This window comes from Balneola sp., assembly GCA_002694685.1.
In the GTDB taxonomy this organism is placed as follows: Bacteria; Bacteroidota; Rhodothermia; order Balneolales; family Balneolaceae; genus Gracilimonas.
Map to the genome: position 1 here is coordinate 17,164 of NZMW01000006.1, position 19,451 is coordinate 36,614.

General features: G+C 41.8%; 7 protein-coding genes. 1 reads left to right on the forward strand and 6 read right to left on the reverse strand.

Annotated features, from left to right (window positions below):
- The first annotated feature begins 121 nt into the window (after window positions 1-121).
- A complete protein-coding gene (locus tag CL667_09395) occupies window positions 122-1,141 on the forward strand; it encodes a hypothetical protein (GenBank protein ID MAL17916.1) in 1,020 nt (339 codons plus the stop codon).
- A gap of 199 nt (window positions 1,142-1,340) precedes the next feature.
- On the opposite strand, the gene CL667_09400 is transcribed toward CL667_09395, so the two are convergent.
- The 6 genes from CL667_09400 to CL667_09425 form a co-directional block, all read right to left on the reverse strand.
- Window positions 1,341-2,288: a hypothetical protein gene (locus CL667_09400; GenBank protein ID MAL17917.1), complete on the reverse strand. Its 948-nt coding sequence runs from the start codon at window positions 2,286-2,288 to the stop codon at window positions 1,341-1,343.
- Window positions 2,289-2,406: 118 nt separating this feature from the next.
- Entirely contained in the window at window positions 2,407-5,514 is a 3,108-nt protein-coding gene (locus CL667_09405; GenBank protein MAL17918.1) for an acriflavin resistance protein, read from the reverse strand.
- Between the two features lie 11 nt (window positions 5,515-5,525).
- Window positions 5,526-6,860, reverse strand: a complete 1,335-nt coding sequence (locus CL667_09410) for an efflux transporter periplasmic adaptor subunit (protein MAL17919.1) — start codon at window positions 6,858-6,860, stop codon at window positions 5,526-5,528.
- A 143-nt stretch (window positions 6,861-7,003) separates the two neighbouring features.
- Complete coding sequence (locus CL667_09415) at window positions 7,004-16,594, reverse strand: hypothetical protein (GenBank protein MAL17920.1); 9,591 nt, start codon at window positions 16,592-16,594, stop codon at window positions 7,004-7,006.
- Window positions 16,572-17,501 (reverse strand): hypothetical protein, encoded by a 930-nt coding sequence (locus tag CL667_09420; GenBank protein ID MAL17921.1) that lies wholly within the window; start codon window positions 17,499-17,501, stop codon window positions 16,572-16,574. The genes CL667_09415 and CL667_09420 overlap by 23 nt, the downstream gene beginning before the upstream one ends.
- Before the next feature lie 28 nt (window positions 17,502-17,529).
- On the reverse strand, window positions 17,530-19,451 hold a 1,922-nt coding region (locus tag CL667_09425), incomplete at its 5' end, for a hypothetical protein (protein ID MAL17922.1).

The window sequence follows — 19,451 nt, forward strand, 5'->3', positions numbered from 1 at the left end:
AATTACAAACAGTAGATGTCTATTTAAGATGAATTACTCTTCCTTACAAAAGTTATTGATAATAGTATTAGCCGGGGCTATATCAATCTCTTGCAGCAACGATAGTGAGATAAACCAAAACATGTTGAATGACATCGTTTCATTCACACCTAATGAGATAAGAAGTTTTGATCATATTGAGGGTAATTACTTTAGTCATTTAGGATATGAGAGTAAAGTATTGGAAAACGGGAATATCGTTTTTGCTGATCGGCAATTATCTAATATTTTTGTTATTAGTCCTGAAGGTGAGCTTCGAAAACTAGTAAGACAAGGGAGAGGACCAGGAGAAATATTGGATGCTTACAGTTTTACGGTAAATAGTGAAGGTCATTTGTTTACTTATGATCAAGACAATAATAAGCTGTTAGAATTTGATGATGAGTTTGAATTTTTTGAAAGCTACTTTCCCCAAGAGTATGGTAGCAGCACCGTTTCTTATGCTTATGAAGTCGGGAAAGGAAATTTTGTTTTTGAGTTGCATTCCTTTGAGTATCTCAATAATCCGGACAAAACAAAAGAGAAGGTTTTTGTTCAATATGATGACAATAAGGAGGAATTTGGTAAGGAATGGTCTGTTGCTGATAAACCATATGCGATTCTGAGAATAGCTGGAAGAGTTGTAGGTGCTGGAAACGTTCCATTTGCCTTCGATCAGCTTACCTATCCAAATGCGAATAATAATTCCATTTTTATATTCAATACAGATTCACCGTTTATAGCGGAAATTGATGCAAATTATGACACCCTAAATACTATACCAGTAAACTTGCCTATTGAGAAAGTAAACTCTGCTGAACGAGATTCTATTGAGCAGGAAAATAGGAAAGAGCAATGGGATACCATGGAGGATATGATTCCAGAGACTAAAACTCAGGCTGACAAAATGCTTTACCACGACGGGAAATTCTGGTTAAAGTCGAACCTGCGGGGAAATTACCAAAAGTGGTTTGTAGTAAATATGGATGGACAGATTCTAAGAGCTGTTAACCTTCCCAAAGAAAGTATCTTAATGCACGTATCTGATGAGCATCTTGGTGTGCGAATGGATGATGTAACTTTTGCGCTATATGAAAATCCAATCAGTGAGGTGCAAAATTAGCAGTACTTTGAAGTACTATGTGCTTTTTCTAAAATCATAAAGATTAATCCGTTCAACTTGAGATCCCTCGTGTTTGATAATTGATTCCTCGAAAAGAATCCCAGGCACTCGGGATGACAAATCAAGACGTACAATCGTCAACCGTCACTGGTCATTGGTCATTAGTCATTGGTCATTGAAACTTGGGATTTAAGAAACATTACTTCTTCGCCTGCTCTTCCTTTTCTTTCAGGATATAATTGGCATATAGAAATTCAAGCGCTGCAGACTCATAGCCTTTCCAGTTTTGAATCAGCTCCTGAAATCGTTCTTCAGATGTATTGTGAGGATCTTCTCCGTAGCTCCAGATGATCCAGCGTCGCAATCCTTTCTCTTCTCCGCTTTTTTTGTTGGAAGGGAAAACGGCGTCTGTTCGTCCGCGCATCATCATCAAATCCTGTCCGGAAGTGGGACCGATGCCTTTAATACTGGTGATTTTGTCGTAGAACTCTTGAGGCTCACAATTCATCAAGTGGTCCATATCGACTTCACCCGCTACAATATCGTTTGCCAATCCAACCAGATACTGCCCTTTTCTTAGAGTAGGACCCATTTTACGGATCTGGGCAGGGTCAGCCTTCATCAGCTGATGGGGGCGAGGCCAGGCGGGTAAAGATTTCTTACCCAAGGTAAGTGCGGTTCCGTAGCCTTCCCGGATTTTGAACATCATCTTTTTAGCGGTCGGCTTGTGATTCATCTGCATCTGTACAATGCGATATAGAATATCCTCAAACAAATTAGCGCGGGTCATTCGCTTAAGTCCGTAGAGGTCTGTTAGCTTATCCCCCAAAACAGGGTCTTTCTCAGCTTTGTCATAAAGTGGACGCAAATCCATGTCGGTGCCAAAAATTTTTGCCAGACTTTCATTGGCTAATCCGATTTCTTCTTTGGAAAGCGACTCCGGGGATTCAATATGAAATTCCGGATTCTCAGGGTCGCCATTAAAGAAAATAGTAACGATGATATCAGTATCTCCAACTGGAATAGGGCGCGTAAATCCTTCCTCAAAAACTTTTTCCGGCTCATGTTCATGATCGAAATATGATTCGATATCCAGGCAAAGAAACCAGTCGTGAGGAGGGATGGATTTGAGGGTCCAGGAGCTCATGGTAAAATATTAGTTTGAAGGTATGTGATACTAAGAATCAACGAAAAGGATGAATCGTTTCAAAATAAAAAAGGCCACTGAAAATCAGCAGCCTTTATAATATTGAGAGTCTTAACTGTTAGTTAGCCAGTTCTACTTCTTTAGTACTGCTAAAAGGATTCCAATTAATGGCTTTTGCCTTTTCTAGCAGTTGATCTGTAGTAATGTAAACAACAGGGATAAAGATCAGCGTAACAAGAGTAGAAGCTGTTAATCCACCAATCACAACTCTGGCAAGAGAAGCTTGAATTTCGGCTCCGGCGCCCAATCCAAACGAAAGAGGAAGAAGGCCCAATACGGTAGTCAAGGTAGTCATAAGGATTGGTCGGAGGCGTAAACGTCCTGCTTCAATAACCGCTTCTAAAACCGGCATATTCTTTTCCCGCCTCATGAGATTAATGTAATCGACCAGAACGATGGCATTATTAACCACAATCCCGACGAGCATTATCATCCCCATTAAACTTTGGATGTTTAGTGTAGTTCCAGTTAATAAAAGGGCGGGGATTACACCAATCATCGCTAAAGGTACAGAGAACATAACCACCAGCGGATCAAGGAAACGCTCGAACTGTCCGGCCATCACCATATAAATAAGAATGAGGGCCATGATGATTGACATGGCGAAGTCATCAGCAGCTTTTTGCTGTTCTTCATACTCTCCACCGAAAACAATAGTGAAACCGGATGGCAGAGGGAAGTCAGACAGTTCAGCCTGAATAGATTCGACCGCTTCACCGAGTGCAATTCCACTTTCAAGGTTTGCGGTGATGTTTGTTACTCGCTGTCCATTGATACGGTTGATATCTTCAGGTCCGCGACCGCTTTCTTTTCTTATGACAGAAGAGACGGGTATCACACCTCCGTCAGGTGTACGAATTGAAATGTTATCAATATCCAAAGTTCCTAAGCGATCTTCAGGTTGCAGGCGAACGGTGATTGGATATTCGTCGCCACCAATACGGTAAGAACCTGCTCGGCTACCGCCAATATTTGTCTGTATAACTTGTGCTACTTCACGTACCGAAAGGCCCAGATCGGCGATTTTCTCGCGGTCAAACAAAATCCGTTCTTCCGGAGTACCTTCACTTCTCCCGGCGCGTACCTCAACAATACCCGGAATGTTTTCTACACGCAGCTTAATCTCTTGAGCGATTTCATAGGCTTTATCAATGTCATAACCGCGAAGTTCAAACTGTACGTCCTCGCCGCCACCGCCGCCAAATACACGGCGAAGGATCCATAATCCGGATTGAGCATCAACTCTGATATCAGCACCCGGAACTTTGCCGGTTAAATTTTCACGAATTTCAGCAGCCAGGTCTGAGGTGCTTTGAGATCGCTCAGACTGAGGTACCATGGCTATTTCAACCTCAGCACGGCCATCCCGTACTTCAGTAGTGAAATATTCAACATCCTCCATGGGCAGCGTAGCGCGTACAATATCTTCGAGCTCTTTCAGATAGAGATTTTGAACAGCTATGTTGGTTCCGTCTGCCATTTCTAAATCGATATCAATTTCGTCAGCATCTGTCTGTGGGGCTAGTTCAACAGGAATAATAGGAACGAGCAAGAAGCTGCCCACGACCAATACAGCAGTGACTACAAAAACCATAGGTTTGTGTTGGAGCGTTTTTTCAAGAATACCTGAATATTTGGTTTCCAGCTTCAAAAAGAATTTCTGAAATTTTCCTTTCTTGTTGTCCATTCCCTTCTGAACGGTAAGGAACCTGCTGGAAAGCATAGGAACTAACGTCAGGGCTACCAATAATGAACAGACAAGGGCAAAGACTACTACCAGTGCCAATTCTTGAAATAATAAACCAGAGACGGTCTGCATAAAAACAACAGGAAGGAAAATTACACAAGTTGTTAAAGTGGAGGCTACAATAGCTCCGGCTACCTGTTTAGTACCGATTAAAGCGCTGGTTTCTAAATCTTCGCCTTCTTCTTCCCGAAGCCGGATGATGTTTTCTAATACTACAATTCCATTATCTACAATGAGGCCAACACCAAGAGCCAGTCCTCCAAAGCTCATTTGATTGAGGGTCAGATCGTTGAAATAGAGAAGCGCAAAAGTGGCAATGATGGAAATTGGAATCGCCATCGCTATAATAAAGGTGGATGAGCCATTTCTGAAAAAGACATAGAGTACTACCACCGCGAGTAAAGCTCCCCACATGGCTGAACTTTGCACATTGTCTATAGAACTTTGAATAAATTCACTTTGGTCGGTAGTAATAAAAAGGTTTAGATCACTTCGCTGGCTATTGATCTGTTCAATTTCTTTTCGGATGTCTTCTGCAACAGCGACTGTGTTTGCTCCCGTTTGTTTACGAATTCCAAATCGAACCATCGGTTTCTCATCAATAGAAACAACCCGGTCTAAATCTTGATAACCAAAGGAGACATTTGCTACATCTTTAACACGAATAGGTTTGCTGTCTACGGTCGTGATAACTGTATTCGCAATTTGTTCGATGGACTCATATTCACCTAAAGTACGAACGTAAAGCTGTTGGAGCCCGGAGTTTACATTACCACCGGGGAGATTTGCATTTTCACGAGCAATAGCTTGCTGTACCTGAGCCGTGGAAAGTCCACTGGCAATAAGCCGGTCTCTTTTGATGTCGACTTTCACTTCACGGTTAATACCACCCCATATATCAATAGAACCAACACCATTTATTTGTTCAAATCGTTTGGTGATTTCGCGATCGAGCAGAACCGTTAGTTCAGCCAGATTCATATCTGAGTTAGCACCGATAATAACGATTGGGAAATTATTGGGATCAAATTTCCAGATGCGGGGTGCATCGGCTTCAGGGGGAATTGTTCCCCGAACTCGATCTAGGGCAGCTCGGACATCATTAGAAGCTACATCCACATCTACGCTTTGAGCGAACTCAAGAGTCACCCGGCTGCGCCCTTCACTAGAACTGGAACGGACTCTTTCAACTCCGGGGACACCGGCCAGAGCATTTTCAATAGGCTCTGTTATAATTTGCTCCATCTCCGCTGGCCCAACATTGGGATACTCAGTAGCAACAGTAAGCTGCGGGTATTCGATGGGCGGGAGGAGATCAACTGGCAGGAAACGAAAGCCTATTACACCAAGGGTAATAATGATCAAAAAGACCATCGAAGTAGCAATAGGACGCTTTATAGAGGTTTCTGTAATTGGCATGATCGTGGCGTTTAGAGAGTTACGTTATTTTGTGCACCATCACGCTCTTGCATGATTTCTTTCAATAAATCTTCCCGCTGAAGCTGTTGCAGCTGGAAGATACGTTCCCAACTCATAGTGCGAATACGAGCTTGTGTACGTCCCTCAGACAATAAATCTTGACCTACAGTGACAATCCATTGCCCGCTTTCTAAACCATTCACCCCTAATTCCATTCTACCCTGAGCAATTACATCAACTGGTTTAAACTGAACGGGAGTTGGTTCGGTCATGGATCTTGGTCTGACAGCGCCATTATTACTGGTGTCGCTAACAGGCTTAATTTCAGAACCAAGTGAGGAAGCAATAAATACACCCTGCTCTCCACTTGTAGGATCTGTGTAAAGAGCGCTTACAGGAATGAGGGTAGCCTGCTGACTTTCACCAAAGAAAATATCTACAGGAACGAACATCCCTGGACGAAGAAGTCCGTTTACATTGTCTACATCAATCTCAGCCTCTGTACTTCGTGTAATTTCATTTAGAAAAGGGGAGATGCGGGATAGCTTAGCATTAATTGGAACTTTCTGGCCATCACCGTTTTCAACTATGATACGTGCAGATTGACCTACCTGTATTTTATTAAGCATGTTTTCAGTTAGGATGATCTCGACTTTTAACTTTGTAAGATCACCAATAAGAAAAAGCTGAGTGCCTGTATTTGCCTGCATCCCAATTTCAGCATTTCGTTGCCCAACTGTTCCCGAAATGGGAGCCCGGATAACAGCTTTGTCGAGTTCATCTCTACGTTCTTCTACTAATGATGCTGCTTGTTCTAGTCGTGCTTCAGCGAGCTCAACGTTAGCTTCTGCTGAAAGTAACTGTGCCTCAATTTGCTCAACTTCAACATCACTGGTTAAATCTTTTTCTTCGAGCTGTTTGGTACGTTTGAATTCGGACTGGACCTCGGCAAGCTGAGCTTTGGATTGCTTTAGCTGAGCATTGTTGATTTTATAGCCTGCTTCAGCTTGTTGTAGCTGTTTTTGTAGTACATCTGTATTTAGCTGGACTAATTTCTCGCCCTTCTCAACATACTGTCCGTTGCGAACGAAAACTTGTTCAACCGTTCCCGATATCTGAGGATATAGAGGAACCTGATTTTCGGATCTCACATTACCACTGAATCGTTCTACGAGTGGTAGTGATCCAAATCGGGCTTGAACTGCCTCAACGGATGGAATGACAGAGTTACCTCTATCTGTATTTTGGGCATTATTACTATCACTATCTGAGCATGCACTCAGTGATGCAATCAGCAATGCTGATAAAAGAAGGTTGGTTACTTTAAAAGGCTTTTTCATAATCATTAGTTGGGTTCGATTAAAGTTAACCCGATTATGTGGAAAAGCGCTCCCTCTGATTTGTTAAATGCTATTAAAAAGAAAGCCTCCATAAATAGTCACTTTTAAGTGAAATCTACGGGGGCTTTAAAAGCTTGAGAGAGATGGCTTTACTTAACCATCATCATTTTCTTAGTGGCGGTGTAAAATTTACCAGACTGTGACTGCACATTCAGTACGTAAATGTACATTCCCGAGGCATATCGGGAGGCATCCCAGTTCACTTTATAGTATCCCGCGCGGATGCTGTTCTCATTCAGCAACGTTTCAATTTTACGTCCGAGGATGTCATACACCGTCAGACTCACTTTCGCTTGTTCCGCCAGTTCATAGTGAATACTTGTAGACGGGTTAAACGGATTCGGATAGTTCTGTGAAAGTGTGAACGTTTCCGGAAGATCTTCACGAACCTGAACAGCTTTCATCGCTGTCTGTTGTAGTGATGGCTGATTTCTGGCACGAATATCAGAGCTGATGACCATCTCGGAGTCTTCATCACTGAGGGCACTAAAAGTTACAGAAACCATATCTCGGTCGGTAATAGAAGAAAGCGTTCCAAAGTTTGCGATGTTCAGCGTAAGGATACCGTTGGCAGTATCGGCATGAGAAAGAAATACATTCGCATTCTCACTATGAATATCAAATAGACCGCGGTCTTCAACACCTTCGAGTGTAAGCTTGTCCTCATCATAATCGATAATTAATGACAAGCCTTCCACACTGTCAGGGTGGGAGAGGCTAAAGTCATAGGTGACTTCCCGCTTTGCTTGCGATGGATTGGTTACATATTCAGCTTGAGTCTCCACTTTTTTATAACTGATGAAAGTCAGCGAATCAGCAAAGATTTCATCCATTAACTCTTTGGAAGCTGAGCTTGGGCCTGTTGCAGTCTTGTTAATGTCTGAGGTACCATCTAGCTCATTCCGCCCATTAGTTTGGCGAGAAGTTGTTCGAGCGGTGGTATTAGTTCCGTTGAATGATTTTCTCAAAGCCGCAAAGGAGTTTGCTTTGGCTGCTTTATTACGTTCCTGGGTTAGGTTCCAGTAGCGAATAAAGGCGACGATGTCATCAACGTTGAAGTTATTATCAGGAGCTAAGCGTGCATATGGGAATGAGCTTGAGCTAAAGTCCAAAGGACCTGTCTCAAAACTAAAGTTATCACTTCTCCACCCGTTGCCAAAGCTGACGAGGTCAGTCAGGTTGACTTCAAAATCAGCGGTGAAATCTCCAATCATGGTTGTGTAGAAATCCTGAGAAGCGAATACATCATCTGAACTAGTTTGCTGTCCATCATCATCAGTATCGATGAAATATTGTCCGCCACTGTTATCCGAAACAACCTGTGAAGACACTTCAACAGAGAGAGTATCTAATGCATAAAAACTCATGTTTTCGACCAGCAATTCATTTCCTGAAATGGAGAGGTCCCCAACAGGCAATGATTCTCCTGTTCTTGTAGTGATAGTTATGGCTCCCGAGAAGAAGTCAGTAAAGTTGGGAATGCTGTTGATACCGTTTGAAGAGTTAAAAAAGAGTGAAAAACCCTGATTTACCCTAATAATGTTATTACTTCCAGCATCCAGTCTTGTGATCTGAAGCGGATTAATGGTGAAGTTTCTAAACAAACCAATCTGAGAAGATGAATTTGATCTGTACGCTACATCAAGTCTTCCATTTCCATCCATGTCTGTGGCAACAACTCGGTCTATACTCGTGCTGCTTGAACCCAGATTGTTGGAAGATGAAAAACTACCATTTCCAGTATTCCGGAACCAAAATGCTTCTCGGGTATTTGGAGATGAAGTGATGATATCTTTAAGTCCATCTCCATCCAGATCAGCTATAGCAACGTCAGATGCGCCGCTAATTCCACTACCGCCTGTAATGGTGGTGAATGAACCTTGACTATCAGAATTAATCAGAACTTCAATAAGATCGTCATCTGAAGAAGCGTAAATAAGATCAAGATCACCATCGTTGTCTAAATCACTACCTATGACTTTCTCAGGGAAATTAATACCGGTAAGAGTGGTTTCGGTGAAGCTGCCATCGCCATTATTATAGTAGGCGGCAATTATATTCCGTCCCTGTATTGCAGCAACAACATCAACGAGCCTGTCTCCATTGAAATCCCCGGCGTAAATAGATCGAATGTTTCCGGCAGAGCTGGCAACAATGTTTTCTGCTCCAAAGGATACTGAAGAATTAACGCTCGTATTCTCATACCAGCTGATTTTGCCATCATTACTTGAAGAGATTATGACATCCTCATATCCGTCATCATTAATGTCGGCTGAAGCAATATCTGTAATACCGGAGTGGCTTACCGTAATAGATGTAAGGTCTAAGAAAGAAGACCGATTTGTGCTGCCATTATTCTTAAGCACATGAAAGACGTTATCCTGATAAGAAGTAAACACAAAATCAGGATAGTCCGTACCAAAGATGCTGGTAGGTTTGATGATATTTGGGTCAATCGAGCTGCCTAAGTTTATATTTCTTAGCTGGCTGTAAGGGTTGGAGCCATCAGAATAATAAAGGCCAATTTGGTTCAAGTCCGGTCTTGTTACCACCAAATCTTCTAAACCGTCACTGTCTAAGTCAGCACTTGCTATACTACCTGTACCACCTCCACCACCGGCTGTTTCGGTTGGTGAAGAAAAGGTTCCGTCATTCTCAGTGAGTAACCTGAAAGGTGCTGGATAATTATAGTTAATACCGTTTGTTGTGATCGAAATATCAGTTGTTCCAGACAAGCCCGATGGAACTTCAACTGTAACCAGATTAGGATACGTATCGATGACGTTCGCCGAGGTGTTACCAAAGTTAACGGTTGTGCTTCCTGAAATTCCGACCCCGGAAATTCGGATAATATTGCCTGCGACACCGGCTAAAGGCTCAATGTTCGCTATTTGAGTAGAAATAGCTTTTATAGCTACACTGTCAGATCGGGTTTGAGTTCCGTTATCGTCAACAGAAGCAACGCGGTAGTAATAAGTGACAGCATTGGTGATGTCATTGTCTGTAAAGGATGTTTCCGTTTGAACACCATTTGATACAGACACGTAATTATCTACAGGCTCAACACTACGATAGATCTCATATCCTTGTAAATCAGTGTCGCTGTTTGCATCCCAATTCAGTATCACGCTTCCAATATCTCGAGAAGCCGTGATACCGGTTGGAGCGTCTGGCGGGGGGTCAACATTGTTGATCTGTAAAATAGAATTGGATGTATAGTCACTGGCAAGGATATCTAAATCACCGTCGCCGTTAAGATCAGAAATAGCAAGAGCTCTGATTTCTCCCGCACCGGTAACTAAGTATTCAGCAGCACTAAAGTTCTCAGAACCTAAATTTCTATACAACACTACATCGCCATTAAGAGTACCAACAACAACTTCGAGTAATCCATCACCATTAAGATCACCTACTGCTGCAGTAGTCGGATCAATTAGGTCCTCAGAAATAATTTTCTGAGTTGAGAAAGAACCAGAACCGGCATTGTTTGAGTACCAGGCTACTTTAGAATCTGTTTGAGATATGGTCAGGAGGTCTACATCACTGTCACCATCAATATTGCCGGCTATAACATTTCTTGGCAGATCAAAAGAAGAAGTAATTAATGTTCGTCCTCCAAATGAACTTCCATTATTCGGATAGTAAACCAGCTGATCGGTTCCTTCAAGTGTTGCAATAATTTCAAATCGACCATCTTCATTGATATCAACTCCAGCGATATCATTTACGAGCGGGGCATTTGAATCAACCGTTACTTGCGTTGTGAAATTTCCAGTTCCATCATTCTGATAAAGGAAAATATCGTCTGTAATTCTGCTAGAGTGTATAAGATCAATATCGCCATCTCCATCAGCATCAAAGGCAAGAAGTGATTGTTCAGAATAATCATTACCTACACGTTCAGGGAAAGATTGAACGGTGCTGGTAGAAACTAATCCAAAAGATCCATCTCCGTTGTTTGAATACCAGATTAAAGATCGATCATAAACAGCAGCTATATCAATCAGGGTATCTCCATCAAAATCTGCATAGACAACATCTCTGGCTCCGAGGTTGCCTTCATTACCGATGCTCTGAACTCCTGAAAAGCTTCCATCTCCTTGATTAGCTAAGGAAATTAGATTCTCACCGGCAGATTGATTGTAGAGTGAAGCCAGAATATCGTTATCAAGATCAGAATCTAAATCAATGGCTCTCAGCGTAGTTGCTCCCAAAATACCGGAAGGTAAAATTGAGTTTGCTTCCTGGAAGAATCCACTTTCGCCAGCTGTTGTTTCGAGTACGGTAAATAAATCTGGGAGAGGCAAGAATATTGTACCACTAACAGTAACCAGAACTTCGTGATTACCGGGAGTAATACTTGGTACTGTTACCACAATTTGATTTGGCAATTGGGTAACAACAGGTGCGTCAATTTCACCAATGTCAACAAGTACAGAACCTGCTGTAGTAGGTAAGTTAGTACCATAGATAGTTATAGAGGTACCTGCATCAGCGGCTGTTGTGTTGATGCCATAAACAGAAATGATATCAAAACCACTTGTGGCTTCATTACTGAGGTCGCTTTGGATATTTAAATCAGAACTGTAAGTAGCAATCCGGTAATAATAGCGGGTATTTGCCTGAACATTACTGTCAACAAAAGAAGTACCCGTCAATAATGATGGATTTATTTTAGTTGCTGAAGTAGAATCTGTAAAAGGCTCTGTGGCTCTATAAATATTATATCCTGAAGCATTGACAGATAAACTCTGATCCCAACTCAGGTTAATAGATGAAGCTGCTTCATTAGCTACCACATTTGAAGGAGGGGAGACCGATAAATCAATGATGTCAGTCTGATTAATAGGCTCAAGGCGATAATCACCAACCTCCCCTTCGCTTACAATACCTTCAAAGGCAAATGTTTCAGGAATTTCAGTGCCGAGTATATTCGTAAATAGGGGGCCTGAAGCGTATAGAAAGCTATTTTGATTAAGAATATCAGATTCATAAAGATCATATGATGTGAATTCCCGGAAAGTTGAACCGGTACTGTCGGTTGATAAGTCATTAATGCGAACTAATACCGACTCATAGGTTTCAGATACATCATCAAGAGTGATCGTTATAGGATCAGGTAAAGTATTTCCGGTAGAAAGAGAGGTGTATTCCTGAATATTTACGATTTCCATGAGTCCGCCAAATTCAGATCTCTGTCCTAAAATTTCTAAGGAATCACCTTCCTGAATATTCTGGCCAAAAACTACATCATTAAAATCTGCTGCTCGATAAACATGCAGGCCAGCAGAACCATCCTGTAATTTGAAGATATTGTCTGTACGGCGGGTTACAATACCACGCACCCGAATATAAGAGCCTTTAGTCGTCAACCGAGCATCTGCAATTGATGAAAGATTTACACTAAGAGTACCCGTGTTTTCGTACCAGGCTATTTTATCGTCAAGGCGGGAGGCAGAGAGTACATCCAGATCGCCGTCACTGTCGAGGTCGGCGGCATATACGGTATTGGCACCATCAGCAAGGGTAGAAATAATGGTTTGAGCGCCAAAGGTGCCGTCCCCGTTATTTTCGTACCAGGCAATTTTATCGTCAAGGCTGGAGGCAGAGAGCACATCCAGGTCGCCGTCGCCGTCGAGGTCTATAGCATATACGCTTTGGGCACCGTCAGCAAAGGTAGAAATAATGGTTTGAGCGCCAAAAGTACCGTCGCCATTATTTTGGTACCAAGCAATTTTGTCGTCAAAGAAAGACGCGGATAGCACGTCTTGGTCTCCATCGCCGTCAAGGTCAGCCGCATATACACTTCTGCCACTACTGGTGAGGGTAGAAATAGTGGTTTGAGCGCCAAAGGTGCCGTCGCCGTTATTTTCGTACCAGGCAATTTTGTCGTCTGATTTAGAAGCAGAGAGTACATCTATATCACCGTCATTGTCTAGGTCTATCGCATATACGCTTTCAGCACCGTCAGCGAGGGTAGAAATAACGGTTTGAGAGGCGAAGGTACCGTCGCCATTATTTTGGTACCAGGCAATTTTGTCGTCAAAGCTAGAAGCGGATAACACGTCTTGGTCTCCGTCGCCGTCGAGGTCAGCCGCATAAACGCTACTAGGCCCGTTAGCAAGGGTAGAAATAACGGTTTGAGTGCCAAAAGTACCGTCGCCATTATTTTGGTACCAGGCAATTTTGTCATCAGTGTAGGAAGCAGAGATTACGTCCAGATCGCCATCACCATCGAGGTCGGTTGCAAATACGCTATAAGCTGCATCTCCAAGTGTAGAAATAACAGATTGAGTGGCAAAGTTAGCGGAAATAGGTTGGAGTGAAGTAAAATTACCCGCATAAGTCTCTGAGAAAGAGTTAGCTGTAACTGAGACCTCTGCATTTCCGGGGCTAACAGCTGGGACCGTTACGACCAATTTAGTTGCTGAAGCTTCTACAACATCTGCTGAAAAGCCTCCAATGGAAACCGCATTTGATGTTGGGTTTGAATCAAATCCTTTACCATAAATAGTAATATTAGTTCCAGGCGCAGCCGCTTCAGGGAATACTTTTGATATAGCAAAATTCAATCCTGCGGCTATATCTTCTTCATAGGTAGGGGTTAGTTGGTAACCGCCGTTAGCTGACGCGGTTGCTAAGGTTGACTGACGTAAAACACCTACGTAGTTAAACAGACTAGGTATCTCAACACCATCTAATTCATTCTGTATTGCCCCGCCAATCCTCATAGTAGAAGGATAGGTAACTCCATCTTGGATAAGGTCGTATGAAGTGTCGTTTGTAAAAGTACCCGAGCTAGGCGTGGAAATATTTGTGATCTTTACCAATTCAGATTCATATTCTTCTCCCAAATCAGCAAGAGTTATCTCCTGTGGTTCAGGTAACGCGTTATTACGTGACGGTACAGAGAAATCCGTAACATTATCAAATTCTAAAAGACTATTAAATTCGGTAAGCTGTCCTGTAACAATCAGGGAATCTCCTGCAACGATATCACCATTAATTATTGCAGTATCAATAGCTGAAGCTGATGGAGCAAAAACATGCAGCCCAGAATTTCCATCTTGGATAGAAATGTTATTTCCTAATACTCTTGTAACTACCCCTTTTGTTTTCAGGGTGGTACCTAATGAAGCATTCCGTACATCAGCAATAGGGGTGACAGGTAAATTACCAATGAACTCAATATCGTCCCAATAATAAGTCTGTTCTCCGGCATCGGCTCCGGTTGTTCCAAAGTTGATTGCAGAAGTGCCATCTAAATGATTACTAAAGTCAAAATACAAGGTTTCCCACCCACCGGATGTTGTAGTATTTACTTGAGTCTCAACACTAATATTTATATCAGAGGTATTTTCTGCTTTAAGCAAAATTGGGATGCCGGCAGCCGGAGACCAAACTCTTACACTCATTAGTGTATTACCGGAGGAGAAAGGGATAGCTTCAGCCAGGTCCATAGTGGTTCCGGCTATATTTTCTGCAAGCTGACTTCGTACAGTTTCAGCTACTAAATTTGAAGAGTTCTCTGGGTCCTGAACAACACGTGAGGAATTTCCACCAAAATCTATGAAGTCGTAAAAAACGCCGCTGTCGTCAAAAGTGATTGGGAGACTTGGAGTAACTAATGGAATTCCTGTGTTTTCATACCAGGAAATCTCATCATTGAATTCGGAGGCAGTGAGTACATCTAAGTCGCCATCTCCATCCAGGTCGGCAGCTATTACTGTATTAGCTCCATCAGCTAAGTCGGTAATTATTTGTTGGCTTCCAAAGGTTCCGTCTCCAAAGCTTTCATACCAGGCAATTTTGTCGTCGAAAGTAGAAGCTGATAGAACATCTTGATCACCGTCCCCATCCAAATCAGCTGTATAAACACTAGCTGCTCCATCAGCAATGTTTGAGATGATATTCTGATTAGAAAAAGTCCCGTCTCCAAAGTTTTCATACCAGGCAATACGGTCATCATTTATAGAGCTGGAAAGTATATCCATGTCTCCATCATTGTCTAAATCTGAGGCAAATACATCAGTTGCTACATCTCCACCACCAATATTTGTACTCGCTGCAAAAGTGCCATCTCCGTTATTTGGGTACCATGCAATTTCGACACCAGAGGCAGCGGAAATCACGTCTAAATCACCGTCATTATCTAGATCGGCTGTGTAAACATTTTGTGGCTGTGTTGCAGAGGTAGATATGTTAACTGCCGGTGCAAAAGTAGCATCCCCAAAGTTTTCATACCAGTCAATCCTATTGTCGAAAAGAGAAGTGATTAATATGTCTACATCACCATCACCGTCAATATCTGCCGTATGCAAACCATTTAAGCCACTATAAAAACCAGAAGAGAGTATAGTTTCTGTGAAGAAGTTTCCTGCTCCATCATTTTCATACCAAACAAGTTGGTTGTTGGCTGTTGTATAAACGACATCAAGGTCACCATCTCCATCAAAGTCTGCTGCACGTACCTTTCTTGCATCGCTGGCATTGATGGTAATCAAAGATTCAGAACCAAAGGTGCCATCCCCATTGTTAGCAAACCAAGAAATGGTGTTGTCAATACCGGAAGCTGTTAAAACATCCTGATCGCCGTCTCCGTCCAAATCGGCAGGGTATACATCAAATGCAGCATCACTGGAATTTGTGATCAGGTTCTGGCTTCCAAAAGAAGCATTTGTTTGATCCAGAACCGTAAATAAATCAGGGTAGGTGTATTCTCCAATGATGGTGGAGAGAGTTAAGTCATAATTACCAGGGGATAAATTCTCATTGACCTGAAAAGTCATTTTGTTATCTGACTGAGCAAGGTTGAACCAATAATATCCTGTATCACCAAAATAAACTCGGTTTGATATGTTCTCTGTGGTGAGCCCGCTACCATATAAATTAATTACCTGTCCTTTCGCTGAAGCTACAGGCTCAACTTTGGTTATACGGGCCAGTGATCCATCAGCATTAAAAATTGAGATATTATCTACGAATGCTGCATCAATCCCTGCAGAATTACTTCCATCTTTGGAATACCAAAAGTCAATTTCTCTGACTCCTTCGCTTAGGGAGTATAAACCACTCTGTGTCCAGGGAATCTCTCCGGATTCATCTAAAATTCGATTACCATCCACTTCAACATGCAAGTAATCCCAGCCTGGTTCTGAACTTACTTTATATCTAAACTGAAGGTCACCACCTCCGGGAGCTACCTTTACAAAGAATTTGATATTAACCGCCTCAGAATCGTTAATATCGGGGCTCATTAGGCTATAGCTATCTAAGTAGGTAGTATCAATAGCTTGAACAATTTGGAAGTAGTTGTTTACATTTGCAACAGTATCACCTGGTTGACCAGTATCAAACCTAAGAAATCCGGGTTCGCCAGAGAAGTAAGTGCCATTTGGGTATCCTGCTTCAAAGTCGTAGGTAAGGTCATAGAGTAGTGAATTATCAAGACTGGCAGGTGCTTTTTTCTGGCTCTGCTCCAAGTTTTTGAATCTTGGGTCCTGCTCGACTTTGATATTCCTATCTTGTGATACAGCCTGCCCCATAGCAACGCTGGAAAAAAGGAGAAGAAAACCTAAACTTTTAATTGTGTACTTCATTGAACGTGGATTTAAAACTGATAGAAAATATGTGTCGATAAAGAGTATAAAATTTTGACTAGTTCTGGACAGTCGCCCCATGGAATTCAAGGATATCTATGTTGTTTCCAACCGAGGTTCTTAACTGAGAGTTACTCGAAATACTAATAGATGCTCCTCCTGAAAAGCTGGAAGTGGGGGAGAATGTGATTTCACAAACCTTACCGCCACCGCTTAGTGGAGAAGTATTACCCGCAATTCCAGCATCAATAGTTATAAAGCTTGCAGAAACTTCGGGCTCAACATATATAAGAGTGTTGGATCCGTCAGGGTTTAAAAAGCTTCCTTCTGAATCAAAAACCTGCACATTTGAAACTGTCAAACTTGAACTAGGATAATTAACCACCAACGAAAAAGCTGTTAAGTCATCCGACTCTTCAATTTCATCAAGGTAAATTTCAGCAGTAAATGTTCCATCGGTGTTGCTTGTAATGGTAACAGGGTTAAATAAGAATCCACGGCTTTGAAATGCGTCTACTGCAAAAAATCCGGTAAAAGAAGTATCAGCGGTTACTCCCTCATTACTGTAAGAGGCCTGAAGCTCAAATGAATACTGATTTCCTTCAAAAGTTTCTTTAAGGTTTGTAAGGGTAAAAGACCGATCAAAAGCATCAACATCAACAAAGTCACCGGCTGATATTGTTTGACCCGGTTCAGCATAAGCGAAACGAAACGAATATCTGGAGTAGTCAACGGTTTGGTTAACTAGTTCCCATGAGATGGTCTCATTATTTTCGTCAAAAGTAAAAACAGTACCTAAAGAAGTTCCGTCATTTGCAAGCTGTAGATCGGGAAACGCAAATGGATTATATCTAGGATCGTTGGGGTTTGACCTTTCATCTTCCGGGTTTTCAGGTAGTTCATTAATTCCATCGATAATTCCATCACAACTGGTGGCAATAAAAATTGCGCCTAATAAAGCGAGGAGGCTGAAATATTTTTTCGACATATGTTTTTTTATTGGATAGTCCATAATTCTAAAAATTTACCTTCATGCTAATTCCGGAATTCTGTGCATTAAATTCCAGCTTGGCTTGCTCAAACTTTTTCTTGTTTGAAGGCTGAAGTAAGAGGTCAAAAATTTCAATTCCTTTAACGGCTAAATAGGCAGTTATTCCAAGCTTGAGACCATCTAAAGCTGTTTGGGCATTATTATATTCTTGAACATAAGCGGCTTCAAGTTCAACGAAATTTTGTTGTGCAGTATTATATTCATTTAAGGCCGTTTGGTATTTATCGTAAGAAGAACCATAATCCAAGTAGGACTTTACGGAATACCCAATGGCACCAGCTCCTGCAAGGAAGTACAAAAATCCTCTGCCCTTACCTAGATATCCATGCCCAACACCGGGAAAAACAGCTCCCGGTAAAATAGAACGCCAGACAGCTTTCCCTTTGCTCCGAGGGTTATATTCATCAACAAAAGTAACTTCCTGCGATAAGGAGTTTACTTGTATTCTTTGCTCAATATCATCGAATCCATCTTTCTCAATTTTGATCTCATACTGTCCGAAAGGTATGGAAGGAAGTTGCAGCGGTAATTCTGTATATGTTCTTGAAAAGCCCGGTCCTTTTAACTCAAGCTCTGCATCTTCGAATAAGCTATTTATAGTTAAACTGCCGCGTCCTTCAACTCTGTTTAAATCAAAATTAATAGTTTTATCGTCGTTTCGAAGAATCTCGATTTGCTCTGTCTTTTGGTCGAAATTCTGGAGATCACCCGTCAGAGAGTAATTCCCAACAGGGAGGTCTCGTATGGTTCGCGGCCCAACCCATTCTTCAACGATGTTGCCATTCTGTCTAAGTGTAAACTCCACATTTTCTTGTTGAGCGATTACAAAAAGGTTTCCTGTAATCTGTCCAAGGGAAACATTCTCAACTAAAGTATCCCCTAAATTCACAGTAAAAGTCCGGCTTACAGCATCAAAACCCGAAGAACGAACTTCAAGGCTGTGTACTCCGGGAACAAGTTCAATATTTTCTGTAGAGCTTTGAGGCACATCATCAACTAAAACAGTAGCGGTGCTGGGTGTGGCGTTAACAGTGAGATATCCGACATACTTTTGGAGATTATAGTTAAGCTCTCGGTTTTCACTTGTTAAAACGAGCTCATCTTCTACGTTTGAATAGCCGGGTAGTGTTAACCTGACCTTTAAGTCTCCAGGATAAAGCAATATTCGCTGAGGTGTTTGTCCACTGGACCCTGGACTGTCATTAATATAGATTGAAGCTCCCTCAGGTTCAGAACTTATCAATACAGGAACTGGGTTAATCTTGTTTAGTGAAAATTGAAAAGAGTTTACGCGGTCGGCTGAAACGGTGATAGAATCATCCCGAAATTCATACTGATCTTTCCGTACCTGGATAAAGTGTTTACCGGTTGTTAATTCCGTATTAAAAACAGTTCCGTCAATTTCGCTAGGTTCACCATCAATAATGATACGGCTGTTTTCCGGAGTTACAGTAAACTGAACGGGTTCAGTAGTGGATTTTTGATTACCGGTAATTTGTATTTCCCAGACTTCGCCAGCGGCTAAGTTTATGCCCTCATCATTTAGAACAAGCTGGAAAGGAGGGAATCCTTCTTTAAAAATTTGAACTACTCGTTCGTTTGTGGATAGATATAGGAGGTTATAACCCGGTAACTGCTGAATTTTACTAATTCCGTTATTTGACCTGAATGTCAAACCAGTAAGGTCTGATACAATTCTCAAACCGGCAGTTAGATTTCCGTTTATATCTCTATTATCATCCCTGTCAGCAATAATCTCACCTGAGACCTTATTAGCTGAACCTACAACACGCATGGTTGCTAGCTCATCATCAGCTTCTTGGGCGTTAAGGTTGTTAAGTGGAAATATCCCAAATGTCAGGAAAAGAAAAATTGGGAGTAGTAACA